Source organism: Streptomyces sp. T028, from assembly GCF_048159505.1.
Taxonomy (GTDB): Bacteria; Actinomycetota; Actinomycetes; order Streptomycetales; family Streptomycetaceae; genus Streptomyces.
On the sequence record NZ_JBLRVZ010000010.1, the window covers coordinates 125,901 to 146,490 of the forward strand.

The following is a 20,590-nucleotide window of genomic DNA, read 5'->3' on the forward strand; positions in this document are numbered from 1 at the left end:
CTGCGAAGAGGGAGTGTTGGACGTGTTCCTGTGGGTGTGGGTGGTCGGTTGGTCCGCCTTCGTGCTGCCTCTGTCGATCGCTTCGCTGCAGGGCTGGGCGCCCAAGCGGGTCCGCAGCCGTACGACTTCCTGGGGCATCCGTGTCCGGGGCGTGGCCCTCCTGGTCATGTGGCTCGGCGGGCTGATCGTCCCGCTGGGACGGTGGGGCGGGCTGGTCGGAGGGGACGCGATGTTCCTCCTGCCCGTGGCGGAGGCCGGTCTGTTGCTCTTCGCGGCCGGGCTCATCGCCGGGTCGCAGCTCGGTGACCGGTTCCGGCGGGGCGCCGCGTCCGCGCAGGCCCGTGACCAGGGCATCGGTGAGGAGCCCTGATGGCGTCCCGTCGGCCGGGCCGCGGCCTGATCTCCCCCTCGCGCTGGTTCTTCCGGTGCCGCCGCGTATGTTTCGCGTCAATGAGCTGGCTCGCTCACCGATGACGTAAGACGGTGGGTACAGCAATCTTCCCAGCAGACGAGGAGCCCGCCATGCGCGCCCGGGACCTGGCGGTCGAGTACGAAATGGTGAGCGTCGGCAGCGACGCCCTGGAGGCGGCCAGGCTCATGGCCGAGCACAAGCTGCCGGGGCTGCTGGTTGTGGACGAGCAGGGCGAGCCGAAGGCGGTCCTTCCCGCCTCCCAGATGATCAAGGTGCTTGTGCCCTCCTACGTCATCGAGGACCCGACACTCGCGGCAGTCGTCGACGAGAGGCACGCCGACCGCCTCTGCCAGGCCCTGGCAGGCCGCCGGGTCGGAGACTGCCTGCCCCGCGAGGCAGCCCCGCCACCCATCGCCGGTCCGGACGACACCGCGCTGGAGGTGGCAGCGCTGATGGCGCGGCTGCGCAGCCCGCTCGTGGCGGTCGCGGCGGCGAAGGGAAGGCACGGGGAAGGGGGCACCCATCTGCTGGGCGTGATCACGGCCTCGCATCTTCTGCACGAACTCCTCAGGGTGGCGGGAGCATCGGACACCGCTTGAGGGCAGACGCGGCAATCAGCCAGGGGCACCGCTCCCGTGGTGGCACCGGCTCAGGTCGGACGTTCGTCACTCGTCGCCGGCCGGGCCGCGTGTCGGGCCGTCGGGTTGGCCATGAGGCGGCGGGGGTCGGCGGCGCGGTCGATGGCGGACTCCACGGCGGCGATCCTGTCCGCGAGGAGTCCGAGGGCGGCGATCGCCCGGGCGAGCTGGTCCTCCTCCGGGCCGCCGAGGGTCTGCGCCCGGACGTGGGCGATCTTGATGTCGGCCCAGCGGGTGGCCTGCTCGGACGTGAGGGTGCCGCGTAGTTCGGCCAGCTTCAGCAGGTTGGCCTCCGCGCCGCTGGTGAGCGTCTGGGCCTCGGCCGTGTAGTGGTCGTCGATCAACGCGGCCAGTTCGGCGTCGTTCATGACCGGCTGGACGCGCTGGGCGATCTTGTTCATGTTGCGGTAGGAGCCCTGGAGCTGGAAGGGCGGTTCCCTTCGCGTGGTGTCCGACTGGGCCGCCGAGCTGATGTAGGCGCTGTTGACCGCCAGCACCGTGTCCCGGGCTCTGAGCAAGTGGCGTAGGACGGCCAGAATCCGTTCCAGCTCGGCCGGTGCGTAGGGGTGGGTGAGCCGGTCGGCCCGGGCCGTGGATTCGCCCTGCGCGAGCCCGATCATCAGGTCCAGGTCAGTCCGGTCGCGGCCCGCGAGCGGGGCCAGGACCGGGTTCGCGGTGAGGGCGTTCTCGACGAAGCTGAGCGCGAAGGCGTCCTGCTTGCCGGTGAGGACGTCGCCGAGGTTCCAGATGTCGGCGCGGTTGGCGAGCATGTCGGGAATGCGGAATCGGGCGCCGGACTCGGTGTAGGGGTTGCCGGACATACAGACCGCGAAGCGCTTTCCGCGCAGGTCGTAGGTGCGGGGCTCGCCGTTCCGGACGCCCTCGATACGGCGGGTGGCGTCGCACAGCGGGATGAACCTCTGCAGCAGCTCGGGCGAGGTGTGCTGGATGTCGTCCAGGTACAGGAGGGTGTTGTTGCCCGTCTCCAGCGCGAAATTGATCTTCTCGATCTCCTGGCGGGCTGTGGCGTTCGGGGCCTCGGCCGGGTCGAGGGAGGTGACGGTGTGGCCGAGGGCGGGTCCGTTGACCTTGACGAGGAGGAGGCCGAGGCGGTCGGCGACGTACTCCATGAGGGTCGTCTTGCCGTAGCCGGGCGGGGAGATGAGCAGCAGCAGGCCACCGGTGTCGGTGCGACTGGACTCACCGGTGGTGCCGAGCTGCTTGGCGAGGTTGTCTCCGATCAGCGGGAGATACACCTCGTCGATGAGTCTGCTGCGGACGAACGACGACGTGATCCGCGGCCGGTACTCGTCCAGTCGTAGGCGAGCCCGCTCGGCGGCCACCAACTCCGTACGGCGGCGCTGGTAGGCGCGGTGACCGGGAACGTCGTGCGTGCGGAACGCGTGGGTGCGTGCGAGGAACTCGTCGATACGGAGGGGCAGGGGCCGGTCGGTGATGCGGGGATGAGCGCCGAGCAGTCCTGCGACCGTCTCGGTCAGCGGCGCGTCGGATTCGTAGCGGGTCAGGCCGGGGCAGAGTTCGGCGGCCACCGCTTCGGCCAGGTCGCCGGGGGTGATGTCCGTGCCGGTCGCGGCGGTGTACGAGGAGAGCCACGCCTCGACGAGCTGCCTGCGTGCGGCCAGGTTGCCGAGTGCGGCGAGGTCGTCGTCGTAGGCCGACGTGCCGACCGTGCGGTGGAACTTGTCGAGCAGCGTGCGGGCACTGGTGCTGATGACGAAGCCGTCGGGGCCGCTCGTCAGCTCCTCGAAGAGATAGGCGGCCGCTGCAGCCGTGCCGATCGTCTCCGCCAGCTCGGCCCGCAGGTCGTCGATCGCGGGAGTCACGCCGAACGTGTCCCGGGCGCGGGCGAGCGAGACGGCGCGCCGCCGCCAGTCCTGCCGGGCCTCGGCGGTCGTGACGTGGGCCCAGAACAGCTGGGCGGCGGCACGGGCCGCGGGCTCGTGACGCAGTGGTCCCGCGTTCTCGTACAGGCGCAGGAGGGTGGTGAGGATCAGGGCCGCGTCGTGGTCGTGGACACCGCGTTCGTATCCCTCGTCGTAGGCGGCCTCCGCCGCCTGCCGGACCAGGGAGGGCAGGTCGGCCCCCGCAAGCACCGCGGGACCGTGCTCGTCCAGCAGCCGGGCGGCGAGGTGCTCCGCGCGGTAGACCTCCGGCGACTCCGACAGCAGGTTCCGGTCCCAGTACGGGCGGGTCGCGGCGAAGTCGGGATCGGTCACGGGGGAGCGGTAGTCGGTGCCGGTGAGGGCGAAGGCAAGACCGTCGCCATGCGGGACGAGGGTGAGGTCGAGGGGCTGGCTGTTGACGGCGAAGCGGTGGCTGCCCAGACGCAAGGTGCGGCCGTCGTCGGTGTACAGGTCGGTACGGTCGCGCAGGGACCTCAGGGCCTCCTGACGGGCGGCCTTGAGGCGGGCGTCGAGATTCTCCGCCCTGACTTGGTCGCCGAGTTCGCGCAGCTCGTCGGCGATGCGGCGGACCTTCACGACGAGGGGATCGGAGGTGAAGTACGTGGTGACGGCGTCCGCGTCGGCGAGCGTGCCTCCGCGGGGGGCGACGGTCCGCAGGATTCGGGACGCCGACTCGGAGAGGCGTTCGGCGCGGCGGGCGCGGGCGTCGGCGAGGGTCTGCCTGCGGGCGGAGAACGCCTCGTGGACCTCGTCGCGTTTGTCGGCGAGGTCGCCGAGAAAGTCGTCGAACTCCGCGAACCGGGACTCCAGGTTCTCCACCTGTACGAGGACGCGGGCGAGCTGCTCCTCGCACGCCTCGGGGCTGTCCGCGACGGCGAGCGCGCCGGTGACCGCCTGACCCAGCAGGGCGAACTCGGCGGCGAACTCGGCCCGTCCCTCACGGTCCAGGAGCGCGCGGCGACGGCCGTCGAGGAGGGCGCGGGCTCGGTTGACGCCGCCGAGGACCCCGGCGATGCGCTTCAGGATGGACGTACGGACGGTGGCGTCGCCGATGTCGAGACCGGTGACGACCTCGGTGACCGTGCGCAGTCCGTCGGCGAGTTCGTCGAGGCGGGCGGCGACGGGAGCGGTCTCGGCGACGGTGGTGATCGCCTCCGCGTCGGCGACGAGCTGCTCGATGTCGCTCTGGTGGCCGATGAAGGCGTCCTCGCGGGCGAGGTCGGCGACGGCCCGCTGCCCGAAGGTGGCGAGGTCGGCCGCGGCGTCGGTGGCGAGTTCGTCGATGCGGGAGGCGTCGGCGTACCGCATGTCCTTGAGGGTGAGCAGGTGCCCCTGGGCGTGCCTCAGTTCGGTCAGTCCGGTGACCCAGGCGGCGGTGCTGCGGGGTGCTTCGCCTCGCAGACGTCGTACGACTGCGTCGACCCTCGCCGCCGCCTCCACCAGCGTCTCGGCGGCCTGGCGGGTGAGGGCCTGGACGGTCTCGAACTCGGCCAAGACCTGCTCCGCGGTGGCGCGCACCTGGGTGAGCGGCTCGTGCAGATCGCCGAGTGCGGGCTCGCCCAGCCAATGGTAGGAGTCCGCCGCCCGGACGCACGCGGCGGCCAGAGCCTCGTACATCTCCCTCGTCGGGGTGGTCTCGGTGACGGCGCGCGTGATGGACAGGCAGTCGGAGATGCCGCGCACGAGGTCGGCGTTGCCGACGCGGGCGAGCGGGCCGGTGCCGACGGGCTTGGCGGCGGCGTGGGTGTCGGAGACGTACGGGGAGTCCCACAGCTGGACGGGGTGCACGCGTTGCGGCTCGTCGCTGTCGGCACGCAGGACGACGAGCGCGCCGTCGTCGAACAGGGCCCAGCCGTGGCAGGACAGCGGGGTGGCGACCTCCTTGCGGATCATGTTGTAGGGCAGCAGCAGGCTGCGTCCTTCCACGCGCGCGTGGAAGGCGAACAGCACGTCCTCGCCGTTGGGCGAGCGGACCGCCCGCTCGAACTCCAGCCCCTTGGAGTCGACACCTTCGAACGTCTTGTGCGTGCCTGCGGCCAGGCAGTAGCCGCCGGGAAAGACGATGCCCTGGTCCTCCGGCAGCCGGCGGCACCCCTGCCCGATGCCGTCCATGCGGACGACCGACCTGCTGAGCGTGTTGAACACCAGGTGGCGGTCGGTGTCCTCGTTGTAGGGGCGGATGCGCAGCAGGATCAGGGCCCCCACGCGCGCGTACGCGATGTCCGCGTCGGCGAGGGACTGCAGGGGCTCGTCGACGGGCTCGGAGTGGACGCCCTCGCCGGTCCCCGTGTTGTTCTCGACCTTGACGGTGAGGGTGCCGCCGACGGTCTCGACGAAGACCTCGCCCTCGATGGAGACGTGCGGGTGGCGGCCGAGGACATGGTCCTCACGGGACGTCGGCGTCCACGCGAAGTCGTGGGCGGACGGGAAGACGTGGTCGCGCTCGCCCCGCGCGTCCAGGAAGGACACCTGGGCGTCGTCGGTCACGGCCCAGCGCAGGACGCGGATGTCGCCGGCCTGCTCGCCGGTCTGGAAGACGGCCAGCAGCCTGCCGTCGACACGGCGGAGCTGGAGGAGGTGGGCCTGCCGGTAGTAGCGGTAGAGGGCGGTGAACTCACGGACGAAGGCGGGGTCGTCCAGCAGGCCGGGCACGGCGTCGTCGGGCAGCCGGTTCAGGTCCCGGTCGTGCAGCGCGAAGATGTCACCCACGGTCGTCTCCGACCCGCGGCCGAGGAATACGTTGTGGCCGAAGAGCAGGACGTCGCCCACGGACACGATGTCCCGAGGTACGCAAGTGTGCTCGGTGCGCAGCCGCTCGGTGCCGGCGAGTTCCAGCCGCGTGGAGCCGAACTCCTCGGTGCGGCGGGCGTTCAGCTCCTCGGCGCGGCGGGCGAGTTCCGCGGCCTGCGCGGTGAGGCGGTCGCGCAGCACCTCGTACGTGCCGGTGTCCAGGCCGGTGGTCATGGGATCCCTCTCAGGAAGTCGGAAGGAGAAAATGCGGTCCGGAGCTGCCGTCCCCTGTGCGGCAGCTCCGGACCGCCGTCTGTCAGACCTTGGCGCTGCCGTTGAGCGCGGCGAGCGAGGTGTCGGCGACACCCAGTTCGCCGGCCCTGCTGAGCAGTTGCTCCAGTGCGCCGGAGTCGGCTCCGCCCGTCTGCATCAGCTTCATCAGCAGGGCGGAGACGGTCAGGTTCTGCACGTCGGCCGTGGAGACCGAGCCGAGGACGCGGCCGAGGTCGTCGGTGAAGCTCGACGTACCGTCCAGCCAGGGCCGCGCGAGAGCCTGGGCGGTCTCGGAGTGCTGGACGAACCCGTCGACGCTCCTGCCGAGCGAGATCGAGGAGACGAGACGGTCGAAGAAGACGGACTCCCCGCCGACGATGTTGATGTCGGCCTTCTCCAGCCCGGTGGCGAGCACCGTGGCCTGTGCCTCGGCGACGTGCTTCTGCACGTCCAGTCCGGCCAGCCGGATCTCCTTCTCCGCCTGGAGCCGCAGCCGGTATTCCTCGTGGCCGCGGGACGCCTCGTCGAGCGCGGCCATCGCCTCCGCCTTCTCCGTCAGACCGGCCGCCTCCGCCTTCAGCTTCTCGCCGATGCCCTCGGCCTCGGCAAGCGCCTTCGCCCGCGCGCCCTCCGCCTCGGCCCGCATCCGCGCCCCGGCCGCCTCGGCCTCCGCACGGCCGGCCTTCTCGACGACCTCGGCCTCCTTGTCCCGTACCTGGACCGCCGCGAGCCCTTCAGCGGCGGCCTCGGCCTGTACGCCCTCGGCGAGCCGCAGCTTGGCCTGGGCGTCGAGGTCGGCCGACTTCAACCGGGCCTCGGCGAGGGTGAGTTCCTCGGCTGCGCGGTGGACGGCGGCCTGCTCGGCGGCCTCCGCGGCCTTGATGTCCTTGACCAGCTTCTCCTGCGCCTCCGCCTCGGCGGCGATGATCACAGCCTGTCGGCCACGCTCGGCCTCCTCGACCGCACGCAGCTTCTTGATGGCCTCCTCCTGCTCGGCGACCGTACGGTCCACCGCGACCCGCTCCCGGATGACCTCGGCGATCTCCCGCTTCTCGCCCTCGACCTCCTTCGAGGCGGCGATCTGCGTCAGCTGGGTCTCGCGCTCCCGGGCGATGACCTCAAGGAGCCGGTCCTTCTCGATGCGCTCGTTCTCGATGGCGATGACCCGCTCACGGTTCTTCTGCGCGACGGCGACCTCACGGGCCTGGTTCTCCCGCTGCACCCCGAGCTGCTCCTCGGTCCTCAGGAACGCCGACTGCGCCCGCAGCCGCTCCTCCTCCATCACCCGGGCCGTCTCGGCCTCCTCACGCGCCCGTACGGTCTCGATCTCCCGCCGCTGCTTGATCTCGGCGTCCGCCTGCCGGCGCTCCAGCTCCAGGATGGCCTCGCGGGCGTCGACGTTCTGCCGGGTGATCTCCTTCTCCTCGGTGCGCTGGGCCTCGTTGGTGCGCACATGCTCCACGGCCGTCAGCTCGGTGATCTTCCGGATGCCCTGCGCGTCCAGGACGTTGGCCGGGTCGAGCTGCGTCAGGGGCGTCTGCTCCAGGTAGTCGATCGCCGCGTCCTCCAGGTGGTAGCCGTTGAGGTCGACGCCGATCAGCTCGATGATCTGGTACCGCAGCTCCTCGCGCTTGGTGTAGAGGTCGGTGAAGTCCATCTGCTTGCCGACCGTCTTCAGCGCCTCGGAGAACTTCGCGTGGAACAGCTCCTGCAGCGTTCTCTGGTCGCTCGCCCGCGCCGTGCCGACCGCCTGGGCGACCTTGATGACGTCCTCGACGGTCTTGTTCACCTTCACGAAGAACGAGATCCGGATGTCGGCGCGGATGTTGTCCCGGCAGATCAGCCCCTCCTTGCCAGCCCGGGTGATCTCGATCGTCTTCACCGAGATGTCCATCACCTCGGCCTTGTGCAGCACGGGCAGTACAACCTGCCCGGTGAAGGTCACGTCGACCTTCCGCAGCTTGGAGACGATCAGGGCCTTGCCCTGCTCCACCTTGCGGAACAACCGGGAGACGACGAACAGCACGGCGATCACGACGAGCAGGCAGGCGACGATGAGCACACTGAAGCCCACGGTGATGGCATCCATACGAAATCCTTGAAGTCTGCGCGGAGTTGACGCCTCGACGGCGAGGCGGGACAGCCCGCTCGGCTGCGGGCGTGTGCGGCGGGGTCTTCGGACGGCTCAGCCGCAGGCGTCGGCACTGCCGGGGTCGTACGGCGCGCTGCTTGCCACTGCCCGTCGGCGTGGCCGGGTGTGGCCGAGGAACAGCCTGACGAGAGGAGCCGCGCACCTTCGGGCCACGATCCGGGCGGCGAGCACGGACACCACGAGCAGTACGACACGGGCCGCGGCGCCACCAGGTCCCGTCAGGCCGGCCAGGTCGACGAGCACCGTTCCGGTGAGGCTGACCAGCCAGGCGCCGAGGATCGCGACAGTTGCCGCGACGGCGACCGGCATCCCGCTCAGAGAGCGGGCCAGCGACGGGGCGTCGGCGTCGAAGTCGCGCACGCCGACTCGGCCCAGCAGAACCAGTAGCCAGAAGGCGAGCACGACCACCAGAGCGGAGGTGAGAAGGACCGTGGGGAACCGCACGGCGGTGCCGACGACGTGTCCCATGTCCTCACCCCCGAAGCGAGCTCCCGAATTCCCTGCCTCTGTCACCGCCATCTTGAACGGGGCCTGCCTGCCTGCGCATTGCCGTGCTCCGGCAGTCTTGATGCCTTCTTGATGCCGGGCGACGACAGATCTCCGCAGGCCGGTGTCCGGGAAGGTGCGGCGGTGGGGTATGCAGAACCCGGCCGGGTGCGGCACGATCGTTCGTCCTGCCGAGGGACGGGGGGTGCATGGACACGGAGTTCATAAGATCCGCGGACAGTGCCGGGGCGTTGCTCAAGGTTCCGGCGGTGCCGCGGCAGGCAACGAATGGCGACGGACGGGCCGGCACGTACGGGATGACCGAACCCACACGATTACTCTGCGCGGCCGCACATCTGCGGCCGGACAGGGCCCGGGAGTTCGCCGACCACCTCGAAAAGTGGCGACGGAAGCAGGCCAGACAGATGCGCGAGAGGCTCACTCCCAGGAAGGTGCGGCAGCGGCGCTTGGAGAAGGCGGCCAAAGAAGCCCTCTCCGGGGAGAAGACCGCGATGGCGAGACTGCTCACCGATGACGAGCCGACCGCACCCAAGCAGCCGAGGGTGGTGGTCGGCCACGAGTACGTGCGCTGGGTGCGCCGCCGTGTGGTGGCGGACGGGCGGCCGGCACCGTCGTACGGATTCGACCTGGAGGCAGTGCTGACGGCGTGCGCACAGGCCCAGCGGCTGCTGTGGCTGCGTCGCATCCTCATGGCCCTGGCCTGCGGGGCCGCAGGGCTGTGTGCGTGGACGCCCGTCGCCTACCTCGCGCCGCTGGTGGTGCTGGCCGGGCTGTGGGCGGCCTTCTGGACCGACCGGACACTCGCCCAGCGGCGCCTGCGCACGGTGTTCGACGACCACGGGGGCGAGGCGTGGGGAGCCGAGGTGCCGCGCCGGTTCCAGGACGCGGTGGAGCGGATCCGGGACGCGTCGTACGGGGACGTCGTGCCGTACCGGAACCAGGTGCGCAGCTCGGGGGCGCGCTACCACTTCGTCGGCGCCGGCAAGGTCTGGTTCGAGACCCAGATCGGCATCGACGTGATGCCTGCGAGGTCGCGGGACGACGACGCGGGCGACGAAGGCGACAGCGGTTCTTCGAGGATCCCGCCGAGTGTGGCGGACCTGCTGACCGGAGCCCACACGGGGTCCGGGGTGGTCGAGTTCACCCCGGACGACCTGCACGCGCATGTGGCCCGTGAGCTGCAGCGTCCCATCGCCCCGCTGCGAGACTTCCATCCCGACAGCGCGCAGGAGGTGTTCGGGGTCGCGGCGATCTCCGCCGAGCGCTGGGAGATGCTGACACCCGACCGGTGGGAGGGGCTGGTCTCCCTGGCCCGCGATGGAGTGCGGGCCGCGGACGCCCAGCGGGCGCCGAAGGTCGCCCGGCGGTTCCTGTGCGCGCGGATGACCTCCTGGGACGGTGAGTTGGTTGCCTCGCTGTTCGTCGGATTCGCCTACGAGAACCACTACCTCCGGGTCGTCGTCCGCCCCCACGTGGTCAACCCGGTCCACCCCGTCCTGCGCGAGGCGGAGAAGAAGGCGTCGGCGTCGGGGTGGGCCTGGCAGCGGCGCACCGCCTATCTCGCCGCCGTGGACACCGGCTGGTTCGTGGTCCGGTTGTTCAAACGGGCCAGGGCCGGCGACCAGGAGCCCGAACAGGATCCCGGCACGGGGCCGGTGAGCCTGCGCGAGGCGTACTCGACCCGCCACATGGACGACATGCTCCAGTACGACGACGCCCGCCGGTACATCGAGATGATGCAGGGCCGGGTCCTCGCCTCGGTCGACGGCTTCCTGGTCGGACACAACGTCGACACCGGCGCCTACCGGGAACGCATCACAGTGGTTCTCAACAGCGGCGTCATCAACACCGGCGAGATGAGCAACGTGCAGAACCAGCCGGGAGCGGTGGGCTCCCAGCAGTCGTCAGGAGGAGCGAAGTGATGTTCAGCCGCAAGGAACCGCAGCAGCCCTCAGGCACCAACTCGGGCATCCAGAACAACGGATCCATGCAGAACGTGCAGAACCAGCCGGGCGCCTACCAGTCGAACCAGACCCAGGACAACTCCGGCAGCCGCAACGAGTTACAGGACATAGCCGCACTGCTGGGCCGGATCCGGCAGGGCATGGACAGCGAACGGGGCAGCATCAGGGACTACGCCCTGTGCGTCGGCTTCCTGGACACGGTGAGCGAGCAGCCCCTGGACAGCCCTGAAGGCCGAGCCGTGGCCAAGAGCCTGCTGGGCAAGATCAAGGAGAAGTGCGGAGGAGTGCCGGGCCTGGTGTCCCTGATCGCCTCCACACTGTCGGCGGTCTCGGCTCTGGCCTGACCCACCTGCCCATGGCCACCCTTGGCATCGGTCGGGCTGCCCGTACGAGCGGGCAGCCACGTCAGCGAGGGGGGCGACGGGCGCGCTCCCCCGACGGCCGAGCGGGCACACTGGAAGAAGAAGCCGTCGGTTCTCTCGGCGCAGGGGGTGTGGGTCGATGGCGAGAACACCTGGTACGCGGGTGCGATGGTGGCGGTGGCGACGCAATCCGCTCAAGCGGCCCACCGACGTCGTCGAAGCCTGGCTCGTGCTCGTCCTGTGGCTGTGCGCGGTGGCCGCCGCCGCGCTGGCAGGGGTGTGGGCGGGGGCCGCGTCGGCGGAGCACTTGGAGCGGCAGCGGACTGAGCGGCAGAGGGTCTCCGCCGTCCTCCTGGAGAATGCCGAGCCCCGGTCGAGCAGCCGGGTGAGCACCGCTCCCGTGTGGGTCGGCGTGCGCTGGACCGGCCCCGACGGTGCGTCCCGTACGGACCGGACCCGGGTCGAGCCCGGCCTGCGGGCCGGCACCCGGATCATGGTCTGGACAGACACGCAGGGCCGGCTCACGGCCCGGCCGCCGTCCACTTCGGCCGGAGTGCTGCAGGCAACGGCGACGGGCGTCCTCGCCGCGTCCATGGCGACGTCGGCCGTCCTGGGGGCCGCAGCCGTCGGCCGTGGCGTCCTTGACCGTCGGCGTATGCGCCAATGGGAAGAGGAATGGAGGCAGGCCGACCTGCGGTGGGGTGGAAGGACCTTCTGAGCGTGAACGTGACCACGGTGTGCCGGCGTCACGCGTGTCCGACGGTGTCGGCGTCGTCCAGGGTCTCGTACCTCTCTCGCGTCCCGTTGGGCGTGCTGTCCGGGGGAACCGCGGTCACCCGCGGGCGGAGCCGGCTCAGCAGGCGGGTGGCCAGGGGTTCCGTGTAGCGGGCGGTCAGTGGGCCTAGGATGACGAGGATCAGGACGTACGCCGTGGCCAGCGGGCCGAGGGCCGGTTCGATTCCAGCGGTGACGGCGAGCCCGGCGATCACGATCGAGAACTCGCCGCGGGCGACCAGGGTCCCGCCGGCCCGCCAGCGCCCCTTGGAGGCGATACCGGCCTGCCTCGCGGCCCAGTAGCCGGTGGCGATCTTCGTGGCGGCCGTGACGGCGGCCAGGGCGAGGGCGGGCAGCAGGACGGGCGGAATGCTGGCGGGGTCGGTGTGCAGGCCGAAGAAGACGAAGAACACCGCCGCGAACAGGTCCCGCAGCGGTGCCAGCAGACTGTGGGCACCGTCGGCGACCTCGCCGGACAGGGCGATGCCGACGAGGAAGGCACCGACGGCGGCGGACACGTTCAGCCTCTGGGCCAGCCCGGCGATCACCAGGGTCAGGCCGAGCACGACGAGCAGCAGCTTCTCGGGGTCGTCGCTGGAGACGAAGCGGGAGATGTGACGGCCGTAGCGGACCGCGAGGACCAACACGAGGACGGCCGCGCCCAGCGCGACGGCGAGGGTCACGCTGCCCGCAGCCAGACCCGCTCCGGCCAGCAGGGCGGTGACGATGGGCAGGTAGACCGCCATGGAGAGGTCCTCCAGGACCAGGATGCTCAGGATGGCCGGGGTCTCCCGGTTGCCCAGGCGTCCCAGGTCACCGAGGATCTTGGCGATCACGCCCGAGGAGGACACCCAGGTGACACCGGCCAGGACGACGGCCGCGACCGGCCCCCAGCCCAGCAGGAGGGCCGTCGCCGCACCGGGCAGGGCGTTGAGGAGGGCGTCGACGAGACCGGCCGGGTAGTGGGTCTTCAGGTTGGAGACCAGATCGCTGGCGGTGTACTCCAGGCCCAGCATGAGCAGCAGCAGGATGACGCCGATCTCGGCGCCGACGGCCACGAAGTCCTCGCTGGAGCCCAGCGGCAGCAGCCCGCCCTCGCCGAACGCGAGCCCGGCCAGCAGGTACAGCGGTATCGGCGAGAACCGGAAGCGCCCGGCGAACCGGCCGAGCAGCCCGAGGCCCAGGATGATGCAGCCGAACTCGATCAGGAAGACGGCGGAGGAGTGCATGGCGGGTCACTCCCGTCCGAGTATCGTGGCGGCCGCCTCCACGCCTTCGCGGGTCCCGATGACGATGAGCGTGTCGCCTCCGGCCAGCCGGAAGTCGGGCGTGGGCGAGGGGATCGCCTCGGCGCGGCGCAGCACGGCCACGATGGAGACGCCGGTCTCGGTACGCATCCGTGTCTCGCCCAGCAGGCGCCCGTTCCAGCGCGAGACCCCTGTCAGTTCGATCCGCTCGGCCACGAGCCCCAGGTCCGTGGTGGACAGCAGGTTCGGTGTGTGGTGGGCCGGCATCAGCGCGTCGATGAGCGTGGCCGCCTCCTCCGCGGTCAGCCGCACCGACAGGGCGCACGCGTCCGGATCGTCCTTGCTGTACGCGCTGATCGTCCGCTGCCCGTCCCGGTGCGCGACCACCGACAGGCGTCGGCTCTCCCGGGTCGTCAGGTCGTAGCGGACCCCGATGCCCGGCAGCGGCGTACTGCTGAGGCGTGGCGCACCCATGGCTGACCCCTTCTCTCGGCGTGAGCGTCTTCTCCGGCGACTCGCGTGCGGGGGCGCCCTGACGAGCGCCCAGGTTCGGCCTGTGCGGTTCATCCTAGGCGGCGCGGGTGGGCAGTGCTCTGGTGGATCAACAGCACACCGCACGACGCACCCAGGCACCGCGCTCGTCCGCTGCCGGTCCCGTGATCCGCCGCGCATCTGCCAGTCTTGTTCAGCCCGCGTCAAAGACGCGTCGGCAGAGCGCCAGGAACACGGGAGGACGCGTGACAGGGCGGGAGGTCCCCGACGAGTATCTGGAGGGGTACGCCGAGACACTGACCGAGGTGTGCGCGACGGGTCGCCGCCTCACCCGGGACGAGCTGGAGTCCCTGCGGACGCAGGGGGAGCGCGCCGCCGAGGCCGGCTTCGGGCTCCGGGCCGTCGTGCGCAGGCACCTGGCCGTGGCCCGGGACATCTGGCCGGTCCTCTCCGCCGCGCCGGGTCATCGCGCGCTCGCCGCCGTCGAGCAGGCGATCGACGCCTTCGCCGAAGGCCACGAACGGGCCCAGCAACTCGCCGTACGGCAGGAGGAGGCGATGCGGCGGGAGTTCATCGACGACCTGCTCTACGGCCGCAGCGACCTCGGCCGCCTGTCCGAACGGGCCGAACGCTTCGGTCTGCTCCTCTCCCGCGCCCACGCGGTCGCCGTCGCGCAGGGCCGCAAGCCCGTCGAGGAGACCGACCCGGCCACCCGGCAGGTGGAGAGCGCCGTGGTGGGCAGGTTCGGCGATCGGCGCATCCTGCTCACCACCAAGGACGGCCGGCTGATCTGTATCGCGCCGGGCGACCAGGACGACGTACTGGCGTTCTTCGCCAAGCAGGCGTACGCGGCCACCGAGGGCGGGCAGGTCGCCATCAGCCGCCCGCATCCGGGTGCCGGGGGCGTCGTCCACTCCTACGAGGAGGCCCTCAACGCCCTCGACCTGGCGGACCGGCTGCAGATCCGCGAGCCGGTGCTGCGTGCCGCCGACCTCCTCGTCTACCCGGTCCTGACCCGCGACCGGCAGGCCATGGCCGACCTGGTCGACAACACCCTGGGCCCGCTGCTGACCGCGCGGGGCGGTGCCCGGCCTCTCGTCGAGACGCTGACGGCGTACTTCGACGCCGGCTGCGTCGCCGCCGAGGCGGCCCGGCGACTGAACCTGAGCGTGCGGGCCTTCACCTACCGTCTTGAGCGCATCCACAAGCTCACCGGCGCCGACCCTGGCGATCCCGTCCACCGCTACACCCTGCAGACCGCGGTGATCGGCGCCCGGCTGCTCGGGTGGCCCGAGGACGAGGGGTGACGTACACCGACCAGGCCCGTCATGGCACACCGAACGCCATAGTCTGATCATGTGACGGACTGTTGAGCCGGGGCGAGGTCTGGACAGGGGTGGGTGAGTGCGTGCTGGTGGCTGATCGGTACCGGCTGGAATCGGTTGTCGGCCGGGGCGGAATGGGAGAGGTGTGGCGGGCGGCCGACGAGCTGCTCGGTCGTACGGTGGCGGTGAAACTGCTGCTGGCCCAGCGGACCGACCCGTCGGCCGCCGCGCGGTTCCAGATGGAGGCACAGACGTCCGCCTCCTTGAGCCATCCGCACGTCGTGGGCGTCCTCGACTTCGGCTCCTGGGAGGGGCGGCTCTACCTCGTCATGGAGTTCGTCGCCGGCGGCAGCCTCGCCGACGAGACGTCCGACGGCCGCCGCCTCGCGCCGGAGCGGGCGGCCGTCATCGCCGCGCAGGCCGCAGCGGCGCTGGCCGCGGCCCACCGGCAGGGCGTTGTCCACCGCGACATCAAACCGGGCAACCTGTTGCGCGACGCCGACGGCACCCTGAAGCTCGCCGACTTCGGCATCGCCCGCTTCCTCGACGATCCGAGCGCAGGGCTGACCGCCACCGGCCAGATCGTCGGCACTGGCCTCTATCTGGCGCCCGAGCGAGCCCTGGGCCAGCAGGCGGGGCCGGCCTCCGACGTCTACTCCCTCGGCTGTGTGCTGTACCAACTCCTCACCGGGCAGGCGCCGTTCACCGCCGACAGCGCCACCACCCTGCTCTACCTGCACGTCGACGCCCCGCCCACGCCACCCCGCCAGCTCGTCACCGACCTGCCGCCCGCCTTCGAGAACTACCTGCTCGGTATGCTCGCCAAGCGGCCCGAGAACCGCCCCACCGCCCGGGAGATCGCCGACTGGTTCAAGGCGGAATCCTGGCGGGGGGACGCGCAGCCCCTGCCGGCCCTCGACGCCTTCGAGTCCTTCACTGCTCCCACCGCGCGCGTGGTGACGACGAAGCCGGACGAGAGTACGACGTACCGGCTGCCGACAGCGCACCACGCCACCCGCGTTGTGCGTCGGCGACGCGTGGGCGCCCTGGCCGGGAGTCGGCGCCCGAGAACCGTCGGCATCCTCGCGGCGGCCGCCCTGTTCCTCGTGTCCGTGCTGATCGGCGCCGGCTTGGTTCGCATCGGGTGGCGGTTCCGCGACGTCTCCGAGCGCCGACTCGGGCGCGGACGTCGGCGCGAGTGCGGGACCCTCCGCGGGGCCGCCGACGCCCGACCCGACGGGGTCGGCACCGGCCGCCGTGCCCATCGACGAGACGGGAACGCGCTTGGGAGGGGATTCAGCGGGCGACGCCGACCCACGTCCGAAGAAGGACGCGATGGGAAAGAAACGCTGACATCGGGAATCCGGGCCGGCGTTGTCCGCGTGGGCCGTCAGGTCGGTGATGCGAGCGACGGTTACCCCGGCGAGCACGGCCCGTGCCACACCTGTACAGCCTGCGAGCCGCCAACCGACGACAGAGACGAGAACGGCACCGGATCCAGATCGCCAGGTACTCGAACACGCTGGTCTTCCTCAGGACGCTGACGTTCCAGTCGATCCGCTGTGCTCGGAGCGGTACGCCGACCGGTCGTCGGTCGCCCGGCATGACCCGGCACCGCCGAGCACGACGGCGACACGGTGGATCTCCTCGCTGATGATCAGGCCGCACGCGCCGACGAAGACGACGACTGTCGCCCAGCCCTGCCGGCCGTTCACGGTCCTCCGATGAAATGCGCCAACAGGACGTCCGCGGTGATCGCGCCGAGCAGCGAGACAGCGCCGCCTTCGCGCTCGATCACCGCGACGACGGGGCAGTCCTTGCGTGTCATGAGGGCCGTGATCTCCAAGGGGGAACTCTCCGGATCCACGAGGCCGGGCGTGGCCCGGCGCCGGGGCAGCCAGTCGGCGACCGCCCGCCCGGAGAGGGGCCCCCAGGCGCCGTCGGCGGAGCTTCCAGGGGTCGTCACGGCCGGTGGAGGCTCTGCCTTGCCGGGCTCAGGCATCAGCGCGGTGAGCAGTTGGGTGGCGGGGACGATCGCGTACGGAAATCCCACCTGGTCCAGGACGAGCAGGGCGGGCAGCCGTTCGCGCACGAGCAGTCGCGCCGCCTCCTCGGCGTCGTCGTCGACGCGGACGGTCGTGTAGGGGCGGACCAGGTCACGCGCGAGTGTCAAGGGGGCTCTCCTTCGGTGCAACGGTGGCGGGCTGGTCCTTGTCCGGGATGCCGACGAGCTCGTCGACGTCGAAGGCCCGCGCGATCGGGACGTCGGTGGAGCTGTGCGCGATGATCGAGAAGGCGATGCAGACCGCGACGAGCGTGAACGCCTCCTCGGCCTGCGGAATGCCGGACTGCAGGACGAGCAGGCCGTAGACCACCGAGGCGAAGCCCTTCGGGCCGAACCAGGCCGCCACCAGTTTCTCCTTCCGGGAGATCGTGGTGCCGAGCAACGAGATCAGCAACGAGGCGGGGCGGATGAGGACGATGGCGAGAACGACCGCAACATAGCCGCCGAAGGACAGGGCACCGAAGAGCCGCGGGGTCAGCAGCGCCCCGAACACGAGCAGCGCCGCGAACTTCGCCAGCTCCGCCAGCGCCTCGCCGAGCGGTGCGAAGGACGTCTTCGCCTCCGGCGACACGTGCGCCAGAGCCGCGCCCGCCGAGAAGGCGGCGAGGTAGGGGTTGGCGTGGGTGAGGTGGCAGGCGGCGTACAGGATGATGCCGGTCGCCAGCGGCAGCAGCGGCTGTAGCTTCGGCTCCGCGCCCAGCGGCCGGAACCGTACGAGACCGTTGACGAGCGGAGGCAGTACGACGCCGAAGAGCAGACCGAGCAGCAGCTCCAGGGCGATCTTCCCCGGCGACGCCTCCGCGCTGTCCGCGGCCCGGCCGGCGGCGGCGATCAGCATCAGGACCACGGGCAGGGCGAGTCCGTCGTTGATGCCGCTCTCCACGTTCAGCAGCTGCCGCAGCTTGGCCGGGACCTCCGCACGTCCGACGATCGCCGACGCGAATACCGGGTCCGTCGGCGCGAGCACCGCTCCGACGAGGAACGACGTCGTCCAGTCCAGCCCCACCAGGTAGTGGGTGACCAGGGCCATGAAGACGAACGCGAGCGGCATGCCCAGGCCCAGGGCACGTGCCGGGTTTTTCCAGTTGGCGCGCAGCTTGGGCAGGGAGACGTGCATGCCGTCGGTGAACAGCACCGCGAACAGCGCCAGGTCGGCCGTGACGGACACGATCTCGCTGTCCGGCGTGATGTGGATGAGCCCGAGGAACCCGTCACTGACGAGCGCGCCGCCGACCAGGAAGAGGAACGAGGTGGAGAGCACCGTCCGTGCCGCCAGGCCCGACAGCAGCACCGCGATCAGCAGTGCGGCACCGAACACCACCACGAGCACCATGGCGGCCACCCCCGATCGGAAGAGAGATTGATCCCTGCTCGCCGACCAGGCTTCCCGGCACACCGCTGGGAACCTTACATGTCCTTGACTCGTTTTCAACAGATCACCTGCGGGCACGGCAGACGCTCGAAGCTGCCGGGTTCCGGCAACACCACGTGAGACGAGCGGGCCACGGTGGCCAGAACACGCCCGCCCCGGGTGCTTCGCGGGGCCTGGCACAACGCCGGCGATCAGCGTCATGGCGCCGGAGGCCGGGACCACATGCGGCGGACATGGATCCCTTCACGGTCCACGGTGATACGCCACATGCCGAATCGGCACGCGATCCGAGCCCCGATCAGCGAGGTCCACACGGCGAAGAACAGCGCTCCGGTCGCCGGAGGACTCAGGAGCCGCGACACGGACGCACACTGTCGGCTGTGGACGACGGTTCGCCCTGGTACCCCCCGGGCGCTGGTCTGACGGGATGTGGGCGGCTTCCGCGGTCGGCAGGCAAGTCCCGCATAATCCTTGCGTGCCGAAGCCCCCTGTCCCGATGCCGTCCGGTCTGCTTCCGTCCGGTGTCGCGTCCTGGCTGTCCACGGATGCCGGGGGGTGGGGACGGAACCGTCCCGCGAAGTGGGCGAGACCGCTGTGGTCCGTGCTGGGGCTACTGTTCACAGCGGGCGCGGCGGTCGTCGTGGAGCCGGATCCGGTGTGCGGCGGTTCGGCCCCGTGCGGTCCCGACCTCTGCGACATGATCAAGGTCGGCCTGATCCTGGGCCTGCTGTACTGGTACGTGTGGCTACCGGAGATCGCGCTGGTGGCCACACTGTGCTTGGCCGTTCTTCTGGTGTGGCCCGATTCGCTGTTCGACGGGGCCGTGACAGGGACGGCGCAGCTGGGCGTCCTCGCCGCTCTCGTCCTCGGCGGGGGCGCGGCCTGGTCCCGGCTGGCCGCCCGGCGTCGTCAGCGTAAGTCGGTGGCCTGGGCGGCCGTCGTGCGGCACCGGCCACCCGGGGCGGCGGATCGGGTGCGGCGGGGGACGACCCGGATCGCGGTCGGAGCGCTCCTCACCACAGTGGCGGCCGGCTCGGGCATCGTGGGGCTCGCCGGGGTTCGCGAGGACGAACGGCATACGGCGCGGGCGGTACGCACGTCGGTCGAGGTCGTCGACAGGGAAGCGAGGGCTGTGCGGGTACGGACCGGTGACGGCAGGCGTCTCTCGCTCGACGTGTCACGCCCTGGCCACTACCGGGTCGGCAGCGCGCTCACCGTGCTGGAGGACGGGCGATGGCGGCGCCCGGCCAACGAACCGTACGACCCGTTCGGTCCGCACCTGCTGGCCACGGCCGTCGGACTTCCCGGTCTGGTCCTGCTGGGAACCGGCGTGATCATCCGCCGCCGCGTGGTACGGCTGCGCCGAGGGGTGCCCGCGCTGCGGGTGCTGCTCCGTTCCGACCACCGCGGCCGGAACTGGGTCTACACGGCCGACGACACCTGGGGCCGTACCCCGCGGTTCTCCTGCTTCTGTGAATCCGCCTCGCCGCCGGGACCTCCCGACGGTTCGGTCGGCCGACGTGTCACCGGCGGAGCAGCCCTCGACGAGGACCTGTTCGACGCCGACACCCGGCTGCGCCAGGCAGTCATGTTCGGTGAGCCGTACGAGCGCGGCGAGCTCGTGTTCGTCACGACCGTCGGGGACGGGACTCCGGTGGTACTACGCACTGTGGAGCCGGTGCGCCTGGCTGGCGCCGGCCCCGCGCCGGAGGCCCCAGCCGTCGAACCAGGCGCCGTCCCCTGCGGCTCCTCGCGTATCGGTTGGGCGGCTGCTTCCCTGCGGGCGGCAGGCGAACCGGTGCGCTGGGGCCCCGGCACACCGGCCAGAGCACTCGGAGGGGCGATGGCGGCATGTATCGCACTCGGGGCCAAGGCACTCAGCGGCAGGCTGGCCGCCGGGGGGCCCGACGAGCACGTCGTCGCTCTGCTCGGTCTGCTGGTGCTGATCCACCCGGCAGCCACGCTGCTCAACTGGCGGGTCACCGCCGACGGGGCCGGTCTGTGGCTGACCGGGGCCTGGACGGCCCGCCACGTTCCCTGGCAGGACCTGGCGTCGGCGGTCCACACCCGTGACGGAAGCGTCAGGATCCGCCTCACGGACGGCAGAACCTGGCAGCTCCCCGGCCTGCCCCGACCGGAGGACGGCTCCCGACGGGGTTCACCTCCGGCGTACGTCCGCATGGCCGAGGAGATCAGCGCCCTGTGCGCCCACCCAGAGCTGCGCCCCACGGAGGAGAGCCCACGCGGCGACCGCGCCTTGCCGTTGGGCCCCCTGCTGCTCCTGGTGGCCGGCCTTGCCGCGACCGCGTCGTTCCTCGGGTGAGGCCGTGCCGCGACCGCCCGGGGTCCGGC

Annotated in this window: 16 protein-coding genes; 8 read left to right on the plus strand and 8 right to left on the minus strand. The window is 71.2% G+C overall.

The annotated features are described in order from the left end of the window. Positions 1 to 22 precede the first annotated feature (22 nt). Positions 23 to 370, plus strand: a complete 348-nt coding sequence (locus ACLZN2_RS10975; RefSeq protein WP_416978181.1) for a hypothetical protein — start codon at positions 23 to 25, stop codon at positions 368 to 370. Between the two features lie 152 nt (positions 371 to 522). Continuing rightward, positions 523 to 1,011 (plus strand): CBS domain-containing protein, encoded by a 489-nt coding sequence (locus ACLZN2_RS10980; RefSeq protein ID WP_416978182.1) that lies wholly within the window; start codon positions 523 to 525, stop codon positions 1,009 to 1,011. A gap of 50 nt (positions 1,012 to 1,061) precedes the next feature. Here ACLZN2_RS10980 and ACLZN2_RS10985 read toward each other — a convergent pair whose 3' ends face one another. The 3 genes from ACLZN2_RS10985 to ACLZN2_RS10995 form a co-directional block, all read right to left on the minus strand. Beyond that, a complete protein-coding gene (locus ACLZN2_RS10985; protein ID WP_416978183.1) occupies positions 1,062 to 5,939 on the minus strand; it encodes a DNA repair ATPase in 4,878 nt (1,625 codons plus the stop codon). A gap of 82 nt (positions 5,940 to 6,021) precedes the next feature. After that, the gene (locus ACLZN2_RS10990; RefSeq protein WP_416978184.1) at positions 6,022 to 8,067 is read right to left on the minus strand and encodes an SPFH domain-containing protein; all 2,046 of its coding nucleotides are present in this window, start codon (positions 8,065 to 8,067) and stop codon (positions 6,022 to 6,024) included. A 96-nt stretch (positions 8,068 to 8,163) separates the two neighbouring features. Continuing rightward, entirely contained in the window at positions 8,164 to 8,598 is a 435-nt protein-coding gene (locus ACLZN2_RS10995) for a hypothetical protein (protein WP_416978185.1), read from the minus strand. A 443-nt stretch (positions 8,599 to 9,041) separates the two neighbouring features. Here ACLZN2_RS10995 and ACLZN2_RS11000 point away from each other — a divergent pair, with 443 nt between their 5' ends. From ACLZN2_RS11000 to ACLZN2_RS11010, 3 genes are all read left to right on the plus strand, one after another. Then, the gene (locus ACLZN2_RS11000) at positions 9,042 to 10,559 is read left to right on the plus strand and encodes a hypothetical protein (RefSeq protein WP_416978186.1); all 1,518 of its coding nucleotides are present in this window, start codon (positions 9,042 to 9,044) and stop codon (positions 10,557 to 10,559) included. Beyond that, positions 10,559 to 10,945 (plus strand): hypothetical protein, encoded by a 387-nt coding sequence (locus ACLZN2_RS11005; protein ID WP_416978187.1) that lies wholly within the window; start codon positions 10,559 to 10,561, stop codon positions 10,943 to 10,945. Before ACLZN2_RS11000 ends, ACLZN2_RS11005 begins: the two co-directional genes overlap by 1 nt. Positions 10,946 to 11,102: 157 nt before the next feature. Next, positions 11,103 to 11,681, plus strand: coding sequence for a hypothetical protein (locus ACLZN2_RS11010; RefSeq protein ID WP_416978188.1), 579 nt, complete (start codon positions 11,103 to 11,105; stop codon positions 11,679 to 11,681). Positions 11,682 to 11,709: 28 nt separating this feature from the next. On the opposite strand, the gene ACLZN2_RS11015 is transcribed toward ACLZN2_RS11010, so the two are convergent. Further along, a complete protein-coding gene (locus ACLZN2_RS11015; protein ID WP_416978189.1) occupies positions 11,710 to 12,966 on the minus strand; it encodes a cation:proton antiporter in 1,257 nt (418 codons plus the stop codon). Between the two features lie 6 nt (positions 12,967 to 12,972). After that, positions 12,973 to 13,458, minus strand: a complete 486-nt coding sequence (locus ACLZN2_RS11020; protein WP_416978190.1) for a cation:proton antiporter regulatory subunit — start codon at positions 13,456 to 13,458, stop codon at positions 12,973 to 12,975. A gap of 263 nt (positions 13,459 to 13,721) precedes the next feature. Between ACLZN2_RS11020 and ACLZN2_RS11025 the strand changes: the two genes are divergently transcribed. Both ACLZN2_RS11025 and ACLZN2_RS11030 read left to right on the plus strand, forming a co-directional pair. Then, a complete protein-coding gene (locus tag ACLZN2_RS11025; RefSeq protein ID WP_416978191.1) occupies positions 13,722 to 14,783 on the plus strand; it encodes a PucR family transcriptional regulator in 1,062 nt (353 codons plus the stop codon). 101 nt (positions 14,784 to 14,884) lie between these two features. Continuing rightward, positions 14,885 to 16,345, plus strand: coding sequence for a serine/threonine-protein kinase (locus ACLZN2_RS11030; RefSeq protein ID WP_416978192.1), 1,461 nt, complete (start codon positions 14,885 to 14,887; stop codon positions 16,343 to 16,345). On the opposite strand, the gene ACLZN2_RS11035 is transcribed toward ACLZN2_RS11030, so the two are convergent. The 3 genes from ACLZN2_RS11035 to ACLZN2_RS11045 are packed head-to-tail and all read right to left on the minus strand — an operon-like array spanning position 16,334 to position 18,199. Then, positions 16,334 to 16,516 carry a hypothetical protein gene (locus tag ACLZN2_RS11035; protein ID WP_416978193.1) on the minus strand — a complete coding sequence of 61 codons (183 nt, stop codon included), beginning with the start codon at positions 16,514 to 16,516 and terminating at the stop codon, positions 16,334 to 16,336. The genes ACLZN2_RS11030 and ACLZN2_RS11035 overlap by 12 nt on opposite strands. Then, positions 16,513 to 16,974 carry a CBS domain-containing protein gene (locus tag ACLZN2_RS11040; protein ID WP_416978194.1) on the minus strand — a complete coding sequence of 154 codons (462 nt, stop codon included), beginning with the start codon at positions 16,972 to 16,974 and terminating at the stop codon, positions 16,513 to 16,515. Before ACLZN2_RS11040 ends, ACLZN2_RS11035 begins: the two co-directional genes overlap by 4 nt. Next, complete coding sequence (locus ACLZN2_RS11045; RefSeq protein WP_416978195.1) at positions 16,958 to 18,199, minus strand: cation:proton antiporter; 1,242 nt, start codon at positions 18,197 to 18,199, stop codon at positions 16,958 to 16,960. Before ACLZN2_RS11045 ends, ACLZN2_RS11040 begins: the two co-directional genes overlap by 17 nt. A gap of 514 nt (positions 18,200 to 18,713) precedes the next feature. Here ACLZN2_RS11045 and ACLZN2_RS11050 point away from each other — a divergent pair. Beyond that, positions 18,714 to 20,561: a hypothetical protein gene (locus ACLZN2_RS11050; RefSeq protein WP_416978196.1), complete on the plus strand. Its 1,848-nt coding sequence runs from the start codon at positions 18,714 to 18,716 to the stop codon at positions 20,559 to 20,561. Positions 20,562 to 20,590: the final 29 nt, after the last annotated feature.

Coding starts and splice junctions, on each gene's coding strand:
- ACLZN2_RS10980 (WP_416978182.1), top strand. CDS start 523: ATGCGCGCCCGGGACCTGGCGGTCGAGTACGAAATGGTGAGCGTCGGC.
- ACLZN2_RS10985 (WP_416978183.1), bottom strand. CDS start 5,939: ATGACCACCGGCCTGGACACCGGCACGTACGAGGTGCTGCGCGACCGC.
- ACLZN2_RS10990 (WP_416978184.1), bottom strand. CDS start 8,067: ATGGATGCCATCACCGTGGGCTTCAGTGTGCTCATCGTCGCCTGCCTG.
- ACLZN2_RS10995 (WP_416978185.1), bottom strand. CDS start 8,598: ATGGGACACGTCGTCGGCACCGCCGTGCGGTTCCCCACGGTCCTTCTC.
- ACLZN2_RS11000 (WP_416978186.1), top strand. CDS start 9,042: ATGCGCGAGAGGCTCACTCCCAGGAAGGTGCGGCAGCGGCGCTTGGAG.
- ACLZN2_RS11005 (WP_416978187.1), top strand. CDS start 10,559: ATGTTCAGCCGCAAGGAACCGCAGCAGCCCTCAGGCACCAACTCGGGC.
- ACLZN2_RS11010 (WP_416978188.1), top strand. CDS start 11,103: ATGGCGAGAACACCTGGTACGCGGGTGCGATGGTGGCGGTGGCGACGC.
- ACLZN2_RS11015 (WP_416978189.1), bottom strand. CDS start 12,966: ATGCACTCCTCCGCCGTCTTCCTGATCGAGTTCGGCTGCATCATCCTG.
- ACLZN2_RS11020 (WP_416978190.1), bottom strand. CDS start 13,458: ATGGGTGCGCCACGCCTCAGCAGTACGCCGCTGCCGGGCATCGGGGTC.
- ACLZN2_RS11045 (WP_416978195.1), bottom strand. CDS start 18,199: ATGGTGCTCGTGGTGGTGTTCGGTGCCGCACTGCTGATCGCGGTGCTG.